General features: G+C 58.5%; 21 protein-coding genes. 13 read left to right on the top strand and 8 right to left on the bottom strand.

The annotated features are described in order from the left end of the window. Window positions 1-30 precede the first annotated feature (30 nt). The 8 genes from ettA (at window position 31) to ACQAYK_RS11865 (ending at window position 6,511) form a co-directional block, all read left to right on the top strand. Entirely contained in the window at window positions 31-1,698 is a 1,668-nt protein-coding gene (ettA, locus tag ACQAYK_RS11900; protein WP_215872064.1) for an energy-dependent translational throttle protein EttA, read from the top strand. Between the two features lie 64 nt (window positions 1,699-1,762). Then, window positions 1,763-2,362, top strand: a complete 600-nt coding sequence (locus ACQAYK_RS11895) for a nitroreductase family protein (protein WP_215872063.1) — start codon at window positions 1,763-1,765, stop codon at window positions 2,360-2,362. 90 nt (window positions 2,363-2,452) lie between these two features. Continuing rightward, window positions 2,453-2,893, top strand: a complete 441-nt coding sequence (gene aroQ / locus ACQAYK_RS11890; RefSeq protein ID WP_215872062.1) for a type II 3-dehydroquinate dehydratase — start codon at window positions 2,453-2,455, stop codon at window positions 2,891-2,893. Between the two features lie 21 nt (window positions 2,894-2,914). Beyond that, window positions 2,915-3,388 carry an acetyl-CoA carboxylase biotin carboxyl carrier protein gene (accB, locus tag ACQAYK_RS11885; protein ID WP_215872061.1) on the top strand — a complete coding sequence of 158 codons (474 nt, stop codon included), beginning with the start codon at window positions 2,915-2,917 and terminating at the stop codon, window positions 3,386-3,388. Between the two features lies 1 nt (window position 3,389). After that, a complete protein-coding gene (accC, locus tag ACQAYK_RS11880) occupies window positions 3,390-4,736 on the top strand; it encodes an acetyl-CoA carboxylase biotin carboxylase subunit (protein WP_215872060.1) in 1,347 nt (448 codons plus the stop codon). Then, window positions 4,733-5,635, top strand: a complete 903-nt coding sequence (prmA, locus tag ACQAYK_RS11875) for a 50S ribosomal protein L11 methyltransferase (protein ID WP_215872059.1) — start codon at window positions 4,733-4,735, stop codon at window positions 5,633-5,635. The genes accC and prmA overlap by 4 nt, the downstream gene beginning before the upstream one ends. Then, entirely contained in the window at window positions 5,610-6,254 is a 645-nt protein-coding gene (locus ACQAYK_RS11870) for a zinc-ribbon and DUF3426 domain-containing protein (protein WP_215872058.1), read from the top strand. Before prmA ends, ACQAYK_RS11870 begins: the two co-directional genes overlap by 26 nt. Further along, entirely contained in the window at window positions 6,251-6,511 is a 261-nt protein-coding gene (locus tag ACQAYK_RS11865) for a helix-turn-helix domain-containing protein (RefSeq protein ID WP_255789764.1), read from the top strand. The genes ACQAYK_RS11870 and ACQAYK_RS11865 overlap by 4 nt, the downstream gene beginning before the upstream one ends. Here the strand turns inward: ACQAYK_RS11865 and ACQAYK_RS11860 are convergent. Next, complete coding sequence (locus tag ACQAYK_RS11860; RefSeq protein ID WP_215872057.1) at window positions 6,493-7,146, bottom strand: lytic transglycosylase domain-containing protein; 654 nt, start codon at window positions 7,144-7,146, stop codon at window positions 6,493-6,495. The genes ACQAYK_RS11865 and ACQAYK_RS11860 overlap by 19 nt on opposite strands. Next, window positions 7,143-7,556, bottom strand: a complete 414-nt coding sequence (locus tag ACQAYK_RS11855; protein WP_255789763.1) for a ClpXP protease specificity-enhancing factor — start codon at window positions 7,554-7,556, stop codon at window positions 7,143-7,145. Before ACQAYK_RS11855 ends, ACQAYK_RS11860 begins: the two co-directional genes overlap by 4 nt. 215 nt (window positions 7,557-7,771) lie before the next feature. Here ACQAYK_RS11855 and ACQAYK_RS11850 point away from each other — a divergent pair, with 215 nt between their 5' ends. The 5 genes from ACQAYK_RS11850 (at window position 7,772) to ACQAYK_RS11830 (ending at window position 12,313) form a co-directional block, all read left to right on the top strand. Continuing rightward, entirely contained in the window at window positions 7,772-8,698 is a 927-nt protein-coding gene (locus tag ACQAYK_RS11850) for a zinc ribbon domain-containing protein (protein ID WP_215872055.1), read from the top strand. Window positions 8,699-8,723: 25 nt separating this feature from the next. Further along, the gene (locus tag ACQAYK_RS11845) at window positions 8,724-9,374 is read left to right on the top strand and encodes a hypothetical protein (RefSeq protein ID WP_215872054.1); all 651 of its coding nucleotides are present in this window, start codon (window positions 8,724-8,726) and stop codon (window positions 9,372-9,374) included. Between the two features lie 48 nt (window positions 9,375-9,422). After that, complete coding sequence (locus ACQAYK_RS11840; protein WP_215872053.1) at window positions 9,423-10,265, top strand: zinc ribbon domain-containing protein; 843 nt, start codon at window positions 9,423-9,425, stop codon at window positions 10,263-10,265. Window positions 10,266-10,269: 4 nt separating this feature from the next. Beyond that, entirely contained in the window at window positions 10,270-11,466 is a 1,197-nt protein-coding gene (locus ACQAYK_RS11835; RefSeq protein ID WP_226827689.1) for a zinc ribbon domain-containing protein, read from the top strand. A gap of 100 nt (window positions 11,467-11,566) precedes the next feature. Then, on the top strand, window positions 11,567-12,313 hold the full coding sequence (locus ACQAYK_RS11830) for a complement resistance protein TraT (protein ID WP_215872052.1): 747 nt from the start codon (window positions 11,567-11,569) through the stop codon (window positions 12,311-12,313). 66 nt (window positions 12,314-12,379) lie between these two features. Here the strand turns inward: ACQAYK_RS11830 and ACQAYK_RS11825 are convergent, their stop codons facing one another. From ACQAYK_RS11825 to ACQAYK_RS11800, 6 genes are all read right to left on the bottom strand, one after another. Next, window positions 12,380-13,384, bottom strand: coding sequence for a class 1 fructose-bisphosphatase (locus ACQAYK_RS11825; RefSeq protein ID WP_215872051.1), 1,005 nt, complete (start codon window positions 13,382-13,384; stop codon window positions 12,380-12,382). A 23-nt stretch (window positions 13,385-13,407) separates the two neighbouring features. Then, window positions 13,408-14,115: a cell division protein ZapD gene (zapD, locus tag ACQAYK_RS11820; protein ID WP_226827686.1), complete on the bottom strand. Its 708-nt coding sequence runs from the start codon at window positions 14,113-14,115 to the stop codon at window positions 13,408-13,410. 106 nt (window positions 14,116-14,221) lie between these two features. Then, window positions 14,222-14,818, bottom strand: coding sequence for a dephospho-CoA kinase (gene coaE, locus ACQAYK_RS11815; RefSeq protein WP_215872049.1), 597 nt, complete (start codon window positions 14,816-14,818; stop codon window positions 14,222-14,224). Then, entirely contained in the window at window positions 14,815-15,618 is an 804-nt protein-coding gene (locus tag ACQAYK_RS11810) for a prepilin peptidase (RefSeq protein WP_215872048.1), read from the bottom strand. The genes coaE and ACQAYK_RS11810 overlap by 4 nt, the downstream gene beginning before the upstream one ends. Further along, window positions 15,602-16,966: a sigma-54-dependent transcriptional regulator gene (locus ACQAYK_RS11805; protein WP_215872047.1), complete on the bottom strand. Its 1,365-nt coding sequence runs from the start codon at window positions 16,964-16,966 to the stop codon at window positions 15,602-15,604. The genes ACQAYK_RS11810 and ACQAYK_RS11805 overlap by 17 nt, the downstream gene beginning before the upstream one ends. Next, the gene (locus tag ACQAYK_RS11800) at window positions 16,963-18,546 is read right to left on the bottom strand and encodes a two-component system sensor histidine kinase NtrB (RefSeq protein WP_215872046.1); all 1,584 of its coding nucleotides are present in this window, start codon (window positions 18,544-18,546) and stop codon (window positions 16,963-16,965) included. The genes ACQAYK_RS11805 and ACQAYK_RS11800 overlap by 4 nt, the downstream gene beginning before the upstream one ends. Window positions 18,547-18,548: the final 2 nt, after the last annotated feature.

Below are 18,548 nucleotides of genomic sequence, written 5' to 3'. Positions count from 1 at the left end.
CGCCCGACCAGATCGCAGCAAGGATTTCCGATGGCCCAATACGTCTTCACCATGAATCGTCTGAGCAAGGTAGTGCCGCCCAAACGCGCTTTGCTCAAAGACATCTCCCTGTCCTTCTTCCCCGGCGCAAAAATTGGCGTGTTGGGCCTCAATGGGGCCGGAAAATCGACTCTGCTCAAGATCATGGCGGGGGTCGACAAGCAGTATGAGGGCGAAGCCACACCGATGCCCGATCTGAAGATTGGCTATCTGCCGCAGGAACCGCACGTCGATCCGGAAAAGACCGTGCGCGAGGCCGTAGAAGAAGGTTTGGGCGAGATCCTCACGGCGCGTGCCGAGCTCGACGCCATTTATGCCGCCTACGCCGAGCCGGATGCCGATTTTGACCACCTGGCCAGCGAGCAGGCGCGCCTGGAGGCGATTCTGGCGGCAGGTGACGGACATCAGGCCGAGCAACAGATGGAGGTTGCCGCCGATGCCCTGCGCCTTGCCCCCTGGGACGCCAAGGTGGGTAGTCTCTCGGGTGGCGAGAAGCGACGGATTGCGCTGTGTCGCCTGCTCATCAGTCGCCCCGACATGCTCCTTCTGGATGAACCTACCAACCACCTCGATGCCGAATCGGTGGAGTGGCTGGAGCAATATCTGGCGCGCTTTCCGGGTACCGTGGTGGCGGTCACCCACGATCGCTATTTTCTCGACAACGCCGCCGAGTGGATCCTGGAGCTCGATCGTGGCCAAGGGATTCCTTGGAAGGGAAATTACTCCACCTGGCTGGAGCAGAAAGAGAAGCGCTTGGAGCAGGAGGCGCGTACCGAGGCCTCGCGTATCAAGGCGATGAAACAGGAGCTGGAATGGGTACGGCAGAGTGCTCGCGGACGGCAAAGTAAGAGCAAGGCACGTCTGGCACGTTTCGAAGAACTGAGCTCCTACGAGTATCAGGCGCGCAACGAAACCCAGGAAATCTTCATTCCGGTGGCCGAACGCCTGGGCAATGAGGTGATCGAATTCGAGAATGTGACCAAGGGCTTTGGTGATCGTCTCCTGTTCGAAAACTTGAGCTTCAAGGTCCCGCCAGGTGCCATCGTTGGCATTATCGGCCCCAACGGCGCCGGCAAGTCGACCTTTTTCAAGCTCATCACCGGCCAGGAGCAGCCCGATAGCGGCACGGTAAAGATCGGCCCCACCGTGCAGCTCGCCTACGTCGATCAGTCGCGCGATGCCCTTGCCGCCAAAAACAACGTCTGGGAGGAGATCTCCGGCGGTCTGGATATCCTGCAGATCGGCAAGTTCGAGATTCCCTCGCGCGCCTATTGCGGGCGTTTCAATTTCAAGGGCGCGGATCAGCAAAAGCTGGTGGGACAGCTCTCTGGCGGTGAGCGTGGCCGACTGCATCTCTCCAAGACCCTGTTGACCGGTGGGAATGTGCTGTTGCTGGACGAGCCTTCCAACGACCTCGATGTGGAAACCCTGCGCGCCCTGGAGGATGCCCTACTCGAATTCGCCGGTACGGTGATGGTGATCTCGCACGACCGTTGGTTTCTCGATCGCATCGCCACCCACATCATCGCCTTCGAGGGCGATGCCCATGTGGAGTTCTTTACTGGCAACTACCGCGAATACGAGGAAGACAAGCGCCGTCGTCTCGGAGAAGAGGCTGCACGCCCGCACCGGCTTCGCTTCAAGCCGATCAGCCGCTAGCCTTTGCCATTATACAGACTGGTTGGTATGATTCTTCCACATTGCCTATAGGGGAGAAAATCGTATGGATGTCACTACCGCCGTTCAAAAGCGCCGCGCTGCCAAGAGTTTTGATCCGCAGCATCAAATGTCCGCGGAGACGCGCCGTGTGCTGCTCGAAAATGCCGCCCTCGCGCCCAGTGCCTATAACATCCAGCATTGGCGGGTGGTCGATGTGCAGGATTCGCAGTTGCGCCAGGCTATTCGGGAAGTGGCCTGGGGACAGGCGCAGGTCACCGACGCTTCGCTGCTTCTCGTTCTCTGTGCCGATCTGGATGCGTGGCAGGAAGAGCCGCAGCGCTACTGGGCGACCTCGCCGCAACCGGTGCAGGACTTTTTGCTGCCCAAGCTCGACGAATATTACCGGGGAAAGCCACAAGTGGCGCGCGATGAGGCCATGCGCAGCCTGGGGATCTTTGGTATGACCGTGATGTTGCTGGCGCAGGATCTGGGCTACGACAGCTGCCCGATGGATGGCTTTGACTTCGATGCCGTGGCGCGTCTCATCCATCTGCCCAAGAACTATGTGATTGGGTATATGGTGGCCGTTGGCAAGGGCATGGACAATGCTTGGGAGCGCAATCGCCTGCCGAGCAGCGATTGGTTGATCAAAGATCATTTCTGAGGGAAAACGTTCCATTATCTGGATTTGTGGGACACTTTGCGGCAGACTCTGGGCCATGTATCGAACGACCCCAGACGCAAGGTTGCCCGAGTGCCCCACATACTGACCCTACACGGACCCAACCTCAATCTCCTCGGCCGACGCGAGCCGCAGCACTACGGTCAAAGCACGCTGGCGCAGATCGATGCTGCCCTGCAGGCGCAGGCCCAAACCTGGGGCTGGAAACTACGCTGTCTACAAAGCAACGCCGAGCATGAACTGGTCGATGCGGTGCAAGCCGCGGCGGAACAGGGGGTCGATTACCTCATCATCAACCCCGCAGCCTTTACCCATACCAGTGTCGCCTTACGCGACGCCCTGAGTGCCGTCGCCATCCCCTTCATCGAAGTACACCTCTCCAATATTCACGCGCGAGAGCCCTTCCGCCGCCATTCCTATTTCTCCGATCTAGCCCAGGGAAGCATCGTCGGCCTCGGGCCGGATGGCTATACCCTGGCCCTCGAGGCGATTCGCCGTCGTCTGTCCGCCTGAACGACATCAAAAGGAAAGCATATGGACATACAATTCATTCGCCGCCTGGCCGACCTTCTCGAAAAGAGCTCCATCGATGAAATCGAGGTGGTCGAGGGAGAGAGCAAGGTACGCCTCTCCCGGCATCGGGAGGTCCCCGTCGCCGCCGTGTCCTACGCTGTGCCCCCTGCCGCGCCCAGCGCTGGCCCCGCAACCATGCCGGTGGCAGAGACCCCGCCCAGTGCGGTGAAGGCGGAGCCGCCGCAGCCGGAAGGTTACATGATCAAATCGCCCATGGTCGGAACCTTTTACCGTGCCCCGTCACCAGAGGCGAAGCCTTTTGTGGACGAGGGAAGTGTCGTGAAGGCCGGTCAGACCCTCTGCATCATCGAGGCGATGAAGCTCTTGAACGAGATCGAGGCGGATGTGAGTGGCAAGATCCTCAAGATCCTCGTCGCCAATGGGCAGCCGGTGGAATACGGCGAACCCCTCTTCATCATTGCGCCCGAGTCCTGAAATGTTCGGCAAGATCCTGATTGCCAACCGTGGTGAAATTGCCCTGCGGGTGCAACGTGCCTGCCGCGAGATGGGAATTCGCACGGTGGCGGTGCATTCGGAGCCCGATCGTGACCTGATGCACGTCAAGCTGGCCGATGAGTCGGTCTGTATCGGCCCGGCGGCTTCGGACAAAAGTTACCTCAATATTCCGGCGGTGATTGCCGCGGCGGAGGTGACCGATGCCGAGGCGATCCATCCCGGCTTTGGTTTCCTCTCCGAGAACGCCGATTTTGCCGAGCGCGTCGAACGCAGCGGCTTTGCCTTTATTGGCCCGCGTCCCGAAAGCATTCGCATGATGGGGGACAAGATTGCCGCCAAGGTTGCCATGCGTAAGGCGGGTGTTCCCTGTGTGCCGGGTTCCGATGGTCCTCTGCCCGAGGATCCCGCTGAGATTCATCGACTGGCCCGAGAGATTGGCTATCCGGTGATTCTCAAGGCGGCCGGTGGTGGCGGTGGGCGGGGTATGCGCGTGGTGCATACCGAGGCGCACTTGCTCAATGCCGTCAGTCTGACCACTGCCGAGGCAGCGCGGGCCTTTGGCAACCCCGCCCTGTACATGGAGAAATTCCTCGAAACGCCGCGTCACATCGAGTTTCAGGTGCTTTGTGACGGCCATGGCAACTGTGTTCACCTGGGCGAGCGCGATTGTTCGGTGCAACGCCGCCATCAAAAGGTCATCGAAGAGGCCCCAGCACCGGGAATCAGCGCCGAGCAACGGCGAACCATGGGCGCTAGAGTCGCGCAGGCGTGTCAGGATATTGGCTATCGCGGCGTAGGGACCATAGAATTTCTCTATGATGCGGTCGCCCAGACCTTCTTCTTCATCGAGATGAACACCCGCATACAGGTCGAACATCCGGTAACGGAACTCATTACCGGCATCGACATCGTCAAGGCGCAGATTCGTGTCGCCGCCGGAGAAAGGCTCTGGCTCAGCCAGGACGACGTGCAACTCCGTGGGCATGCCATCGAGTGCCGCCTCAATGCCGAAGACCCCGAGCGCTTTGTTCCCTCTCCGGGGCAGATCACCGCTTGGCATCCTCCCGGAGGACCTGGGATTCGGGTCGACAGCCATATCTATGCCGGTTACCGGGTGCCGCCGTACTACGATTCGATGATCGGCAAGCTGATCGCCTTTGGTAGCGACCGGGACGAGGCCTTGGCGAGAATGCGCAGTGCCCTGCGCGAGATCAACATCGAAGGTATCCACAGCAATATCGCCTTGCATCGGCGGATTGTTGACGATGCCCAGTTTGCTGCCGGCGGGGTGCATATCCACTACCTGGAGGCATTGCTCGACCTATGAGTCCCGCATGGTGGCAGCTCCATCTGCGCGTGCCGGGGCAGGATTTAGCGGAAGTCGAGGAGCAGCTGCTGGCGGCGGGTGCCGAGGCGGTGAGCTGGCTGGAGGATGATGCGGCGGCCCCCGTCTTCGTCGATGGCGAAACCTGGCCGGTCAATCAGGGCGAGGCACTCTTTGCCGGTACCCAGGAGGGGCGCGAGGCCATCGCTGGACTGCTGGCGCAGCCAGACTGGCAGCGCTATCAGCCACGCGTCGAGGCGCTAGCCGAACAGGACTGGGTGGCGCAAACCCAGGCAGCATTTCCTGCTCAAGCATTTGGACGACTCTGGGTGGCGCCCCATTGGGCAGAGGTTCCCGCCGATGCCCTGCTGTTGCGCCTGGACCCCGGACGTGCCTTTGGCACCGGCTCGCACGCGACGACGGCACTGTGTCTAGAGTTTCTGAGCGAGACCATTGTGGGGGGCGAGACGGTACTCGACTATGGCTGTGGGTCGGGAATTCTGGCCATTGGCGCTCTGTTGTTGGGTGCGGAATCTGCGCTGGGGGTAGATACCGATCCGGTTGCCCTGGAGGTAGCGCGGGAAAATGCCATGGAAAATGGTGTGGCCGAGCGGCTGTCGCTGTGCTTGCCGAAGGAGGAGAAAGCGCGGCAATATGCGCTTGTCGTCGCCAATATCCTTGCCGCGCCGCTCATCGAGCTCGCCCCCCTTCTAGCGCAGCGAGTGTTGCCTGGGGGGCGAATTGCGCTTTCCGGGCTGCTCCATGCACAGGAGGACTCGGTGCGGGCAGCCTACGCCCCGTATTTTGCCTTTGCTCTGGGCAAGCGGCGCGAGGATTGGTCGCTGCTGATTGGAACACGTTTGCCAGGAGGGCAAGATGGAAGTCCAGTGCCCGCGTTGTGAATCGACTTTTGCGGTAGAGCCCCTTTCTCTACGACAGCATCAGGGATTGCTGCAGTGCAGTGTCTGTGGTGAGGTATTTCGCGTGCCGATCGCCGCACCTGCGGTAGCCAAGGCTATGGAAGCCGAATCTGCCCGTCGCCGCGGCATCGGTAGCTGGTTTTTGCTGGCGATCATTGTCTTTCTGCTTTTGGTATTGGTCGTGCAGATTCTCTGGTGGACCCGTAGTTATGCCTATCTGGCGAGTTCTCCCGCCATCCGCACAGTGGTTTTACAGTCCGCGAATGCCCTGGGAGTAGAGATGCCGTGGCCCGGTCCCAACCGGGAGATCCACATCGTCCAGAGTACTGTGACGCCGTTGCCCAATCAGCTCGCGTTGATTCGTGGTCAGCTGGAAAATACCTCGAGGATGGTACAAGCGTATCCGCAACTTCAGGTGGTGCTCAGTAATGCCTACGGCTCGACGATTCGTACCCTGACCTTCGCCCCCAGTACGTACCTTCCAGGAAATGTACTGCCACGTGATGGATTCTCCCCCGGGCAGAAGGTGCCCTTCACCTTGCAGGGACCCCAACTCGAAGCGGCGCCTGGCTATCAGGTCACGATCCTGAGTCTGCCGTGACGGATGTTCCGGCCCCTGGCAAGGAGATGCCGAGCCTACACGACTGCGTTTTGCACCAGGTTGGGCGCTATTTTGCCGATTTGGGATCGGAAGCGCCGCAAAACCTGCACCAAAAAGTCATGGAAGAGGTCGAGCGCGCCCTTCTGGAGAAAGTGTTGCAACAGCATGCCGGGCAGCGCGGCATCGCCGCGCAGTGCCTGGGAATCAACCGCAATACCTTGAGCAAAAAGATTCAGTACTACGGGCTGGAGATCTGAATCACCGGTTTTATCCAGCGCGTGCCAGTCTCCTGAGGCGGCGTACCGTCGGCAAACTGTTGGTAATAATCCATCACCTTGGGCACGTAGTTTTGTGTCTCCTGGAAGGGTGGGATGTGGTAGCCCGCCTGGATCACCGCCTGACTGCCGGCGTTGTACGCTGCGAGAACCAGACGTAGATCGCCGCCAAATTTGCGCATCAGATCGGCCAGATAGGCGGCGCCGCCGCGGATATTTTCCGCGGCATCAAAGGGGTTTTGCACCCCAAAACGACTCGCCGTGGACGGCATCAACTGCATCAAACCCATCGCCCCCTTGCTGGAGACCGCGCCGGGGTTGAATCCGGACTCGACGCGAATCACCGCATTGAGCAGCGCGGCGCTCAGTCCATATTGTTTCGCTGCCGCCTTGACGAGGGGTTGCACTTCGCTGCGAGCGATGGAATTGACGTTTTGCCGGGCGATATGCGTCGCCATCTTCGGCGTACGCATGACTAAGCGATATGGTTCTTTGTGTTGGGGCAGGTTGGTGAGATGGATGACACCATCGCTTCCGGTATAGGCATAAATATCCGCTTGCGCCGAAGTGCTCAGCAGTGCAAGCCAGACGACCGCCAGTATCCGCCGTCGGGTCATTTGATGACTCGCAAACCCGGTCGTTGTGCCACCGGCTTGTCGCTTTTCTGTGCCGGTTCTGGCGCGGAAGGGGGCGTGACTGGCTCGGGAAAACCCATCCCCTCCTGGGTTTCTGCGGCGTAAATGGCTACCACTGCGGCCATCGGCACAGCAATGCGACGGGCAACGCCACCAAAGCGCGCCTGAAACTGAATCCAGGAATCGGCCATCTGCAGGCCCACTACCGCCGCAGGGGAGATATCGAGAACGATGCGACCGTCACGATCGTAACCTGCGGGCACTTCGACGCCGGGATAATCGATCTTCACGACGATGAAAGGGGAGAAGCCCTGCTCCACACACCAGGTATGAATGGCGTTCAGTAAAAAGGGCTTGGCGGATTCTGGTAGCAACTGCATCCCTCGGTTCACGATTGGCTCCCTGGATAAATTAGAACAGATGCCAAGTATGACAAGCTTGCTACCAACTTGCAGCCGGTAGATGGTCACGGCGTAACCGCCTGTCCAGTTCAGCGATGGCTTCATTACAAGGATATTGGAGGCACACAAGGTGTCTTGCCAGAAAATGTAAACTCAGGATAGACTCCAATCAATAATTTTAATTGCCGCAAAATCTGGGAGATTCCATGCGCTGCCCCGAATGTGGTGCGGAAAACGCTGAAGGGAAGAAGTTCTGTATCCAATGTGGTCACCCGCTGTTGACTGCAGAGCCGGCGGTAGAGACGCCCAGACGAAAATTTTGTCGCTATTGTGGGGCAGATTTGCAGGGTAAGACATTTTGCACCCGCTGCGGGAAAAGCAATGATGCTGAACCCGTCGCACCCGTCGCACCCGTCGCACCCGTCGCACCCGTCGCACCCGCGACATCCTTGCCGGCGTCGGGGATGCCTCTGGCAGCAGCGGCAGCACAGAGTCCATCGGAGTTTTGCAAAATTTGCGGAGCGACCTATGGTGCCGGCGCATTTTGCACGTCTTGTGGTAAATCCATCGTTCCCGGGACGGCAAAGATCGAGCCAGACGAGGAAGTTGCGACCGGTAGCGAGCGGAAGTCCCAGAAGTCTCTGTGGATTGTGTTGGCGCTAGTCGTTCTGGCAGCCATTGCTGCTGGTGCGTATTTTTTCCTGTTTGCCGGTAAATCCAGTCCGAAAACAAGTCTCCCTGGCATGACGACCAGCAGTACGGCGTCCGTTGCACCGACGGCCAGTGCGCGAAGTGCTGAACTTCCTGCGGCTACGACGAAATCACCTTCCATTTCTTCGGGGGTGACGTCTCCAACGGTGTCCGTCCCGGTTGCCGTTGCGCCAAAGTCCAGTCATGAAGCTGCCTCTGTCGTGACGACGAAACGCCAGCCCGTGCCGGCGGAGGCCGTGCCGCAGTCGACGACGCCGGTGCTAAAGCCCAAAACAGCCTCTGCGGCGCCGGTTCGGCCTGCGGAGCATCACCCCGCGATGGCTCCGAGCTATGCTCCGCAGCCCCCGGTGGAGCCGAAGCGGCAAGGTATGTCTCCCGAACAGATGCAAAAATTGCTCTCCCCGTTTGGGGGTAACGACTGATGTGGGAATTATGGAGGATTTGACAATGAGTCTGTTGCAGAAAACTTGGTATGGTGCCTTTGCCCTCTCCCTTGGCGCGACGCTGCTGTCTGGCTGTGCTGCCAAATACGGTACCCAGGCGCCAGCCATGCCAATCTCGATGAATCAGGCCCAGGCCCAAGCCAATATCAAGCAGGCAGGGGTCAACGTGTCACGACAGTTCGTTACCCAGTGGGAAGCGGCCAAAAGTGATATGAAAAATTCTTTGGAGCAGTGTTCTCTGGCCGCTGGATCGGGTTACGGGACGCAGAGCCATTGTTGGGACCAGATGCAGAATCAGGCGGCCAATTATGCAGGAGAGTTTGCCGGGCTGACGGTTTCGGGACTGACCGTGGCACAAATGCAGAGTTTTGGTCTGGCCAAGCAGGCAGCGGTCAACTTCTTCCACCTGAGCGGACAGTATGCGCAGGAATGCAGCATCAGTGCCGAAAGGTGCTTGCATAACCAGGACTTGCGCATGCAGATGAATAGCGAGCGAAAAGCGGTGGACAACTACCTCATGCATGCCACTACGGGCAACCAGAGTGGTCTGCAATATGAGAACCAGGCCGTAGATGGCAGCCTGGAGAGTATGCGGACTCCAGACATGGTTCCTCCAGCGGCCAATCAACCGCAAATTGATAGTAGCGGCAATTGAGGATTGGCGGTTAGCGGTCGAGATCACTCGCTTTGGAGAGTAACTGAAATGAATATTGCTGCCCGGACCTCAGTGTCTGCCGCGATTTATGGCTTGGCTAAATGGCTGTCTCTGATTATTGCAGTCATTGCTCTGGTTTTTGCAGTTTTCCTTGGGGCGAGTTCGGCCTTCCCGTCTTCGTCCTTTCATGTTCCCAGTTTTGACGCAGTCGCCAAGGCCGCGTTCGTCGGTAATCTGCCTAGTGAGCAGGCAAGCATTGCGCAACAGAAGCTCGAGCTGCGGACAACGAATAGATACGGATCCAGCATCATTTCCGTGATCGCCAAGTACAATATTACCGCAGTGAAGGATCAGCAGGTGATTACAACCATCGATCAACTGCCGAGAGAATATCGTGACAGTTTTGTGCCGGGCTGGCGGGCTTATCTGGAAAGTGGCATCGCCTACGCTAAAGAAAAAGGCGTATATCGGGCCACTACTGCGCCAGCACAGGGATTGTTTGGCAACTCTCAGCTATCGACAGCAGACCAGCTGACCGTATCTTACTTTCATGAATATGATCGTGCCATTTCGGCAGCTGAAGAGAAGAAAACCCAAAACAAAGTGGCTGATCTTGCGAAAATTGGCATGGCGATTTCGGCATTGGTGATTTTTATTGTAGCAGTCATCGTTCCGATTCTCGTGCAGGTGGAAAAGAACACTCGACTGCTTGCCATGGGACAGCTTGCGGCGCCGGCCACGGCCCGCACGGGAGCCGCAGTTTCACCGCAGGCAAGCGCTGCCGCGAGTGTGACGGCCAAGCGCGATGAATGTCCCCAGTGTCACGCGCCGATCGCGTCTGACGATTTATTTTGTGGTGTCTGCGGCTATCACTTGAAGGACGGGAAATAGGGCCATGTCTAACTCACAGGAAATGCAACAAAAGCAAATTGCTGGTGGTTTGGACCTGTCTATCCTGACAAAGGCGTTAGCTGGCTTGACCTATTGGCGGCCACTGGCGATTTTCGCTCTGGCCAATTTCGTTGGTCTCGCCTGTCTGGTGCTGTTATCGGCGGCGAAATCTGTCCCACTGACACTCTTGGGCGGCCTGGTCTGGCTGGTGTTGTCCGGGGCCGGTTATCTGGGTGCCGGACACAGCATGGTGGCTGTAGTCGAAGAGCGCTCCCCTCCGGCGATCCTGGAGAGTCTGCTCTTCGGGATTTTTACCCTGCCGAGATTTATTGGTTTGGTGATCATCGAGTTCCTGTTGATCTTGGCAGTGTTGATCATCGAAATTATTTTGCTGGAAATTTGCCGAATTCCAGCGCTGGGTGGACTCTTGTCCCTCGGTATTTTGCCAGCGCTTTTTCTCGTGAACGTGGGGCTGGTGGTGGGCGTCATGGTGATGTTCGGTTTGACGGGGCCGGCATTATGGTTTGGCGAAACCGTGTCCGGTGCGCTGAGTCATCTCCTGGCGGTTGCCCGCGGACGACCGGGGGCAACCCTTTTTTTGCTGCTGTTGCTGGGAATCCTCGGGGTGCTGCTCGGGGCGCTGCTGCTGGCAATCGGCGGCTACGCGCTGTCGCTAACCGCCACCTTTGCTGGAGGTATCTTGAATACCTCTTCGGTATTGCTGTCTGACCTGCTGGGCGTGTTTCCTTGGTTCCCTGGGAGTTCGCTCGATGCAATGAGTGGGTGGTCATCCGGCGGGGGGGCATACGTGTTGCAGCCATCCTTCAATGACCATGTTTATGTGTTGAGTGGCCTGCTAACGGCGGCCACCTTTGGAATATTGGTAGCTGCGATCCCCAACAATGTGATGATGCTGGGCCTTGCCTACGTGTACCAGCGAAGCGTGCAGGAGGTAGATCGCTCGGCAGGTGACAGAATTATCGGCGGTGTAGTAAGCAAGGTATCGGAAATGCGCGAAAAAACTCAACAAGCGGCGGCGAGCGTACGCAAGCCCAAGCCGTCTGGGGAGGAGACAGAGTCGCCGACACATGCCGTTGATACGGCTGCGGCTCAGCCTGGTGCCTCTTTCTGCAAGGGCTGTGGGGCGAAGTTGCAGGAGGGAGATCAATTCTGTGGAGAATGTGGCAGGCCGGTTTCCTGAGAGCCTTGCACACTTATAATTATCTTCTAAAATACCTGAATGTTACAGTTGTATTCATACCACCGCATCGACCGCAAGGTCCTCTTAACCTGGAGGAAACATGTCTGTTTTGCAGAAGTCGTCATTCCGTGTACTCGGCTATAGCCTGCTCGCGGGAACTGTCGTTGCGCTTTCGGGCTGCGCTGCTACCCAAGTAGCCTTGGAGCACAAGAATCTCGATGTGCAGACCAAGATGTCCAATACCATCTTTCTGAATCCGGTGCCACCTTCAGAGCAGACGGTCTATGTGCAGTTCAAGAACACCTCGGACAAAACTCTGAATGTGGCAGCGTTGGAACAGGAGATCGACGCCAACCTGACTAATCAGGGTTATCGTATCGTACCCTATAATCAAGCGCATTACATGCTGCAGATCAATGTGCTGTCGGTGGGCAAGATGTCGGAAGCGGCGGCCCAGAAATCACTGACCAACGGGTATGGTGGCGCCGCTTTTGGTGCTCTGGCTGGCGGTGTAATTGGTCAGAGTTGGACGGGAGCGGGCGCTGGAGGACTGGTTGGTGGTGCCATCGGCTTGGTTGCCGACTCTTTGGTGAAAGATGTGACCTACGCCATGATCACCGACGTGCAGGTGGCCGAGCGCAGCAAGGAAGCAGTGCAGCAGCAAACCAATGCCAACCTGCAGCAGGGAACCAGCACCACCACCACCCAGCAGGTTTCCGGGGAGGGCCACTGGATTTATTACCGTACCCGTATCGTCTCTACAGCCAATCGGGTCAATCTGGATTTCAAGGACGCCGTGCCGCCGTTGCAGGGACAACTCGTGCACAGTATCTCCGGCATTCTATAAGGACGCTGGATGCAACAGAAAAGGCCGCCCGTCGGGCGGCCTTTTTCGTCAGCTGCTCTATTTGTTTCAGGACTGGTGATACTGCGTCACCCGCTCGACCTCATTTTTGGCACCGAGAATCACTGGCACGCGCTGATGCAGGCCCTCGGGCTGGATGTCGAGGATGCGCTCCCTGCCGGTGCTTGCCGCGCCGCCCGCCTGCTCGATCAGAAAGCCCATGGGATTGGCCTCATAGAGCAGGCGTAGTTTGCCCGGCTTTTTGGGATCCTTGGTGTCGAAGGGGTAGAGGAAGATGCCACCGCGGCACAGGATACGGTGCACGTCGGCTACCATGGAGCCTACCCAGCGCATATTGAAATCCCGTTCGCGGGGACCTTCCTTGCCGGCATTCAGCTCATCGATATAGCGCCGGACGGGTGCCTCCCAGTGCCGATGGTTGCTCATGTTGATGGCATATTCGCTGGTATCTTCCGGAATCCGCATCTGCGGATGGGTGAGCACGTACTCGCCCACCTCGGGCAAGAGGGTGAAGCCATTGACCCCGAAACCCGTGCTGTACACCAGCATATTGCTGGAGCCGTAGAGGGCATAACCGGCGCAGACCTGCTGCGCACCGGGCTGCAAAAAGTCCTCCAACTTGGCGTTTTCGCCGGCGGTCGGGGCCTTGAGGATGCTGAAAATGGTGCCAACGCTGATACCGACATCGATGTTGCTGGAGCCATCGAGGGGATCGAAGAGCAGAAGGTACTTGCCACGTGGTATCCCTGCCGGGATCTCGTAGGGGCCATCCTCTTCCTCGGAGACCATGCCCGCTAGATGTCCGGTCCAATCCATGGACTTGAGAATGGCGTTATTGGCAATGACGTCCAGCTTCTTTTGCACTTCGCCCTGCACATTACCGGTATCGGCACTGCCGAGGGCGCCGACCAGCGCACCACGGTAGACCTGGGAGCCGATGAATTTACAGGCGACCATCAGATCGTTGAGCAATGCCGCAAAATCTCCGGAGGCCTCCGGATACAAACGGGTTTCTTCGATGATGAATTGGCTGAGGGTGGTACCGATCTGCATGTTGGGAGATCCTTTGGCAGGGTTCAACAGGCGCTGAGCGCCAGACGAAATGGGATGGTGGATTCTAGCGCGCGGCTTGGTCCGGGGTCCATCCATTGCAGAAATTGAATGTGCAAGCGATGCATGCCACCGCTGATTTTGGGATAGATTTCGGGTGTCTGCACTTCGATCTGCAGGAGGGAAACGGGTTGTCTCGGGTTGAGTGGTGTTCCAAAGCGTCCATGTTCCGCGCTTTGGAAACTCCAATCGAGGGATTCCCGCAGAAAAAGCAGGATGACTGCGGCACTGTCTTCTAGCAGGTCGAAGTGGGCACGCCAGCGTTGCATCTGTGCGACGCGAAAGGCCGGCTCCTGTTGCTCCCAAAAAGCCAGCAAGGGTAGATCGGCGCCGCTGAGGCCGCCAGCCACGGCCTGGCGTCCCCGCGCCAGTTGCAACAGTTCTTGGTGTCGCAAGCCCTCGGCGAAGTTTTGCGGGCCACTACGCAAGGCCTGCTGCTGTGCGTGCAGCCGATCTTCCCAGGCGCTCAGCGCGCCTTGATCGACCAGCTGCGACTCCTTCCATGCATGCAAGGCCTGGATCATGCGGTCCAGCTCGAGAAGCAGATCCACGCGCAACTCGGGTCGCTGGCAAAAATCGAGGAGTTCCAGAAAGGTCCGTAGCAGGGCGCGCAGGCTCTCTGGCGCTGAAAAATCCTGATCCAGACAGTGGAACAGAGTTTCCAGGCGTAGCAAAGACCTTGTCCTCTCTTGTAGAGCAGTCTCGTATCGTGCCATCACAATTTTCTTTCCAAATTTCTTGTTCGAGAGTGCCACAAGCCTCGTCCCGAAGCAAAAAGCCTTATGGGTGCAGGGCTTGCCACCAGCGTTGCAAATCGAGTTGTAAATCGGCTGGTGATTTCCCGTTGGGAAGGATCCAGGTAGCAACCAGACGGCGTTCTTCGGGATGGATCTGTTGCGCGATCGCGGCCTGCGCCGTCTTCAGATCCCAACCCCGCTGCGCCAAGCGTTCGATCTGCAGCGAGACGGGGCAATCGATCAGCAACACTCCGTCTAGAAGCTCTGCGTAACGGTTCTCCACCAAGAGGGGTACGACCCAGAGAATGGTCGCCGCGGGGTCCTGGTTGCCAATCGCGGTGCTTTCCGCCAGAAAGCGTTCCCGGATTTTCGGGTGTAATAGTTCTTCGAGCCACTGTTTGGCTTGGATGTCGGAGAAAATGATTTGACGCAGCTGCGCGCGATCCAGACTGCCATCCGCATGCAGGATGCGCGCACCAAAATGCTTGGCAATCCGTTCGAGATTGGGATGACCAGGAGCCACCAGCTCGCGCGCAAACAAATCAGCATCCAGAATTTTCGCCCCCAGCAACTGGAGAAAATCCGCAGCGAGGCTCTTACCGCAGGCAATACCGCCCGTCACGCCGATACGACGGCTCATCCCGGAGCGGCCAGATGCAGGAATTGCTCGATCACGGCTTGCGGCCAGAGCAGCAGGATCGCTCCACCCAGAGCGAGGTAGGGACCAAAGGGAATGGCGTAATCGCGGCCCTTGCCGATGCCAAGGAAGACGATCGCCACCAGTCCCCCGCTCAGGGCGGCGATGAACAGCGCCAGAAACATATCCTGCCAGCCCAGCCAGGCGCCAATCATGCCCAGCAGCTTGAAATCGCCATGCCCCATGCCCTCCCGTCCGCTCAGACGCAGATAGATTTCTGCCAGACCGCGCAGCAGTCCGTAGCCAAGCAGTAGGCCGAGGAGGGCGTCGAGGGGGCGGGTCAGTGCGAAATCCGGACTGAAAAAGGCCGTGGCGTTGACGAGCAGGCCGAGGAGCATGCCCGGTTTGGTGATGCGATCAGGGAGAAGGTGGGTCTCGAGGTCGATGAGCGTCAGGGCGAGCAAGGCCCAGAGCAGAATCAGTGCGGGCAGGAGTTGTCCACGCCAGCCGAGGACCGCTGCGGCGAGGAGCGCCAGCAACGCGGCAGCAAGCTCGACCAGGGGATAGCGCCAGGAGATGCGGGCCTGACAGTAGCGACAATGACCACGCAGGAGCAGCCAGCTGAGCAGGGGGATATTGTCCCAGGGACGCAACGCATGCCCACAGCTCGGGCAATGGGAGCCGGGGAATGCGATCGACTCCTGCCGCGGCAGGCGATGGATGACCACGTTCAGAAAACTGCCGACCAGAAGGCCGATGATGGCGACGAGTGTCCAGGCCAGAGGCTCAAGTATTGTCGGCATGTGGGCCTCTCTTTTCGCAGAGTTGCAGACGCAGGGCCAGCGAGCGTTGGCCGATGCCCAGGTTTTGGGCGCAGATCGTCACATCGTTCCGGGCAGCCGCGAGCTGCGCGCGCAGAAATTCCTGCTCGGCGCTCTGCAGTCGCTCTGCCAGGGGGGAAAGACGCGCCATGCTGGGCATCTGCGCGGGACGGATCGTGCCCTCCGCGCTCAGATCCTGCAGCGTAATCTCCGCCCCTGCATGGAGGGCGAAGGCGCGTTCCAGGAGGTTTTCCAGCTCCCGTACATTCCCGGGAAAGGGTTGTTGCGCAAGCCAGTGGAGAGCACCTGCTTCCATACTCGGTGGGGCCTTCCCCTGGCGTTGGGCGATTTTGCGCAAGAGGGCAGCGACAAGCAGAGGAATATCTCCCTGGCGCTGCCGTAGAGGGGGAATCTGCAGGGGTACCACATGAATGCGGTAGTAGAGGTCCGCGCGGAAGGTGCCAGCATGGACCATCTCTTGCAGATTCCGATGGGTGGCGGTGATCAGACGGATATCGACAGGAACTTCGCTGCTCGCACCGATCGGTCGAATACTGCGCTCCTGCAGGGCGCGTAACAGCTTCACCTGCATCGCCATAGGGACGTCACCGATTTCGTCGAGAAACAGGGTGCCGCTATCGGCGGCAAGAAAGAGGCCTTCGCGCTTCTGGTTGGCGCCGGTGAATGCCCCCTTCTCGCTGCCGAACAACTCGCTTTCCAGCAGTCCTTCCGGAATGGCCGCGCAGTTCACCGCAATAAAGGGTTTGTCGCGGCGTGGCCCCGCGTCGTGTATGGCGCGCGCACTGAGCTCTTTGCCAGTACCTGATTCGCCCGTCAGGAAGACCGGTGCATTACTGCGGGCCAAGAGTTGGATCTGCTGGCGCAAGGCGCGCATCGCTTCGCTGTCGCCTACCAGGCGTTCGATCCCGTTGTTGGCTCCGTCGGGCGTCAGCACGGCCAGCGCCCGTGCCTGTTCGACCAGGCGGCGCAGACGTTTGAGGTCGATAGGCTTGGTCATGAAGTCGAAGGCGCCGGCCTGCATGGCTTCCACCGCACCCTCCGTGGAGGAATAGGCGGTGATGACGGCAACGGGAACTTGCGGTGCATGGCGGTGAATATGCCGGACGAAGTCCAGCCCACTGCCGTCCGGTAAACGCAGGTCAGTCAGGCACAACGCGTAGCTATGCAGTTCGAGGGCCTCGCGTGCGCCGCGCAGATCGTGCGCAACCTGCACGGAAAAGCCCATCTCCGCGAGGGTGATATCGAGTAGTTCTGTAATCGTCTGTTCATCATCCAGGACTAGCGCCCAGGAAGCGGCCTTCTCATTCATAACGGTGTACCCAGATTCCACTCCCGCAGCCGGAACCAGAATTCCGCACCACCGTTACGATGATTCTGGACGCCAATATCCCCGTGGTTGGCACGGAGCAATTCGCGCACCAAAGGCAGGCCCAGTCCTGTGCCTTGGGATTCCGTCGTGAAAAAGGGTTCAAAAATACGCTCCAGGTTTTCTTCGGGAATACCCGGGCCGTGATCGCGCACGCGGATTTCCAGTTCTTCCGGGTCACGGAAAGCCGCAACCGAAATATCCACTTGCCGGATATGGTTTTCGCCTTGCCCGTAGCGCGCCGCATTCACCAGCAAATTGGCGAAAATTTGCTGAAGTTGCTCTGAATCACAGCTGGCCAGGGGAAGACTATTGGGGATATCGAGTTTCACCTGAAGATCTCTTAGCAACGGATCCTCGCGTAGTTGATTCAGGACTACCGGCAACCAGGCGCTGAGAGCAATGGGTTCCGGGTGGGCCGCCCGCGGGCGCGCCATTTCCAGCACGGAGTCGACGATGCGGTTCAGACGCTGCGACTCACGATCGATGATGCTCAGCAGGCGGCTTTCACTCTCCTTCAGTGCCCGTTCCCCCAACAGTTGTGCGGCATGGCGAATGGCGCTGAGCGGATTGCGAATCTCATGCGCAATGTTCGCCGCGAGCCGCCCCAGTGCCGCCATCTGTATTTCCCGTTGTCGTTCCCAAAGAATCGTTGCATCGCGTAATGTTAGGATCGTATATGGGGTATTCGGAAGTGGAATACTCTGCACCCAAAAACTCCGTTTGCCGCCATCCGCTGCGGAAAGAACCAGTTCCTTCTCGCTCTGCGGCGCTTTGGCGTAGAGGAAGTCTGCCAGCTCCGGGCGCAACAGATCGAGCGCTTCCGGGAATCCAGAATCCTGCGGCAGGTTGATCATGGCGCGGGCAACGGGATTGCTGAATAACGTGCGATGCTGCCGGTCGAGGACCAGAATCCCGACATCACTTTGTTGAATGATTTCTTGATTCAGAGCGTTTAAATCGAGAATTTCCTGTTCTCTGGCGGCATTCCAGATGGCCGCACGCTCGCGATTACGCACGAGGTTGTCGGCAAGAAAGGCAACGGTGAGCAGAGCAACCAGATACATCAGCGTGCGGCTAGAAAACCATTCAATCTCCTGCCAGCCGCTGAGCAAAAAAATGAACAGGATCAGGATCCAGACAAAGGCGAGGGCCGCTTTGCCGCGCAACTGATAGGCATTGGCAATGAGCAGCAACAGAGGAAGTATAACGAGGGTTCCGGATAACCCGCCAGTGAGGGCAAAAAGGGTCAGAACCAACGCCATATCGATGCTGCTGATAAAAAGCTTCTTTCTTTCCTGCCAGAAACCTGGCCACAACTGCAATGTGAAGAGAATACCCAGACTCCAGAGGAGGGCGATGACGCTGGTATCGCGAACCGCAGCGCTTGGCCCGGCAGGCTCGAGGATCAGGGTCTTGCTGGATAGCGTACTGATCAGGACGAGAGCGGTACTTACCAGAAGGCGCGAAAGGGCGAGGCCCCAAACCCCCATCGTGAGGCGATGCTGGTTGTCAGCTTGCATGG

Source organism: Acidithiobacillus sp. AC3, assembly GCF_050261095.1.
In the GTDB taxonomy this organism is placed as follows: Bacteria; Pseudomonadota; Gammaproteobacteria; order Acidithiobacillales; family Acidithiobacillaceae; genus Igneacidithiobacillus; species Igneacidithiobacillus copahuensis.
This window is presented reverse-complemented; position numbering and strand designations above follow the sequence as displayed.

Excerpts from the sequence above, each read along its gene's own strand:
- ACQAYK_RS11895 (WP_215872063.1), top strand. The coding sequence starts at position 1,763 with ATGGATGTCACTACCGCCGTTCAAAAGCGCCGCGCTGCCAAGAGTTTT.
- accB (WP_215872061.1), top strand. The coding sequence starts at position 2,915 with ATGGACATACAATTCATTCGCCGCCTGGCCGACCTTCTCGAAAAGAGC.
- ACQAYK_RS11810 (WP_215872048.1), bottom strand. The coding sequence starts at position 15,618 with ATGCCGACAATACTTGAGCCTCTGGCCTGGACACTCGTCGCCATCATC.
- ACQAYK_RS11800 (WP_215872046.1), bottom strand. The coding sequence starts at position 18,546 with ATGCAAGCTGACAACCAGCATCGCCTCACGATGGGGGTTTGGGGCCTC.
- ACQAYK_RS11840 (WP_215872053.1), top strand. The coding sequence starts at position 9,423 with ATGAATATTGCTGCCCGGACCTCAGTGTCTGCCGCGATTTATGGCTTG.
- prmA (WP_215872059.1), top strand. The coding sequence starts at position 4,733 with ATGAGTCCCGCATGGTGGCAGCTCCATCTGCGCGTGCCGGGGCAGGAT.
- ACQAYK_RS11805 (WP_215872047.1), bottom strand. The coding sequence starts at position 16,966 with ATGAATGAGAAGGCCGCTTCCTGGGCGCTAGTCCTGGATGATGAACAG.
- coaE (WP_215872049.1), bottom strand. The coding sequence starts at position 14,818 with ATGAGCCGTCGTATCGGCGTGACGGGCGGTATTGCCTGCGGTAAGAGC.
- ACQAYK_RS11850 (WP_215872055.1), top strand. The coding sequence starts at position 7,772 with ATGCGCTGCCCCGAATGTGGTGCGGAAAACGCTGAAGGGAAGAAGTTC.
- ACQAYK_RS11870 (WP_215872058.1), top strand. The coding sequence starts at position 5,610 with ATGGAAGTCCAGTGCCCGCGTTGTGAATCGACTTTTGCGGTAGAGCCC.
- ACQAYK_RS11830 (WP_215872052.1), top strand. The coding sequence starts at position 11,567 with ATGTCTGTTTTGCAGAAGTCGTCATTCCGTGTACTCGGCTATAGCCTG.
- ettA (WP_215872064.1), top strand. The coding sequence starts at position 31 with ATGGCCCAATACGTCTTCACCATGAATCGTCTGAGCAAGGTAGTGCCG.
- accC (WP_215872060.1), top strand. The coding sequence starts at position 3,390 with ATGTTCGGCAAGATCCTGATTGCCAACCGTGGTGAAATTGCCCTGCGG.
- ACQAYK_RS11825 (WP_215872051.1), bottom strand. The coding sequence starts at position 13,384 with ATGCAGATCGGTACCACCCTCAGCCAATTCATCATCGAAGAAACCCGT.
- ACQAYK_RS11860 (WP_215872057.1), bottom strand. The coding sequence starts at position 7,146 with ATGACCCGACGGCGGATACTGGCGGTCGTCTGGCTTGCACTGCTGAGC.
- ACQAYK_RS11845 (WP_215872054.1), top strand. The coding sequence starts at position 8,724 with ATGAGTCTGTTGCAGAAAACTTGGTATGGTGCCTTTGCCCTCTCCCTT.
- ACQAYK_RS11835 (WP_226827689.1), top strand. The coding sequence starts at position 10,270 with ATGTCTAACTCACAGGAAATGCAACAAAAGCAAATTGCTGGTGGTTTG.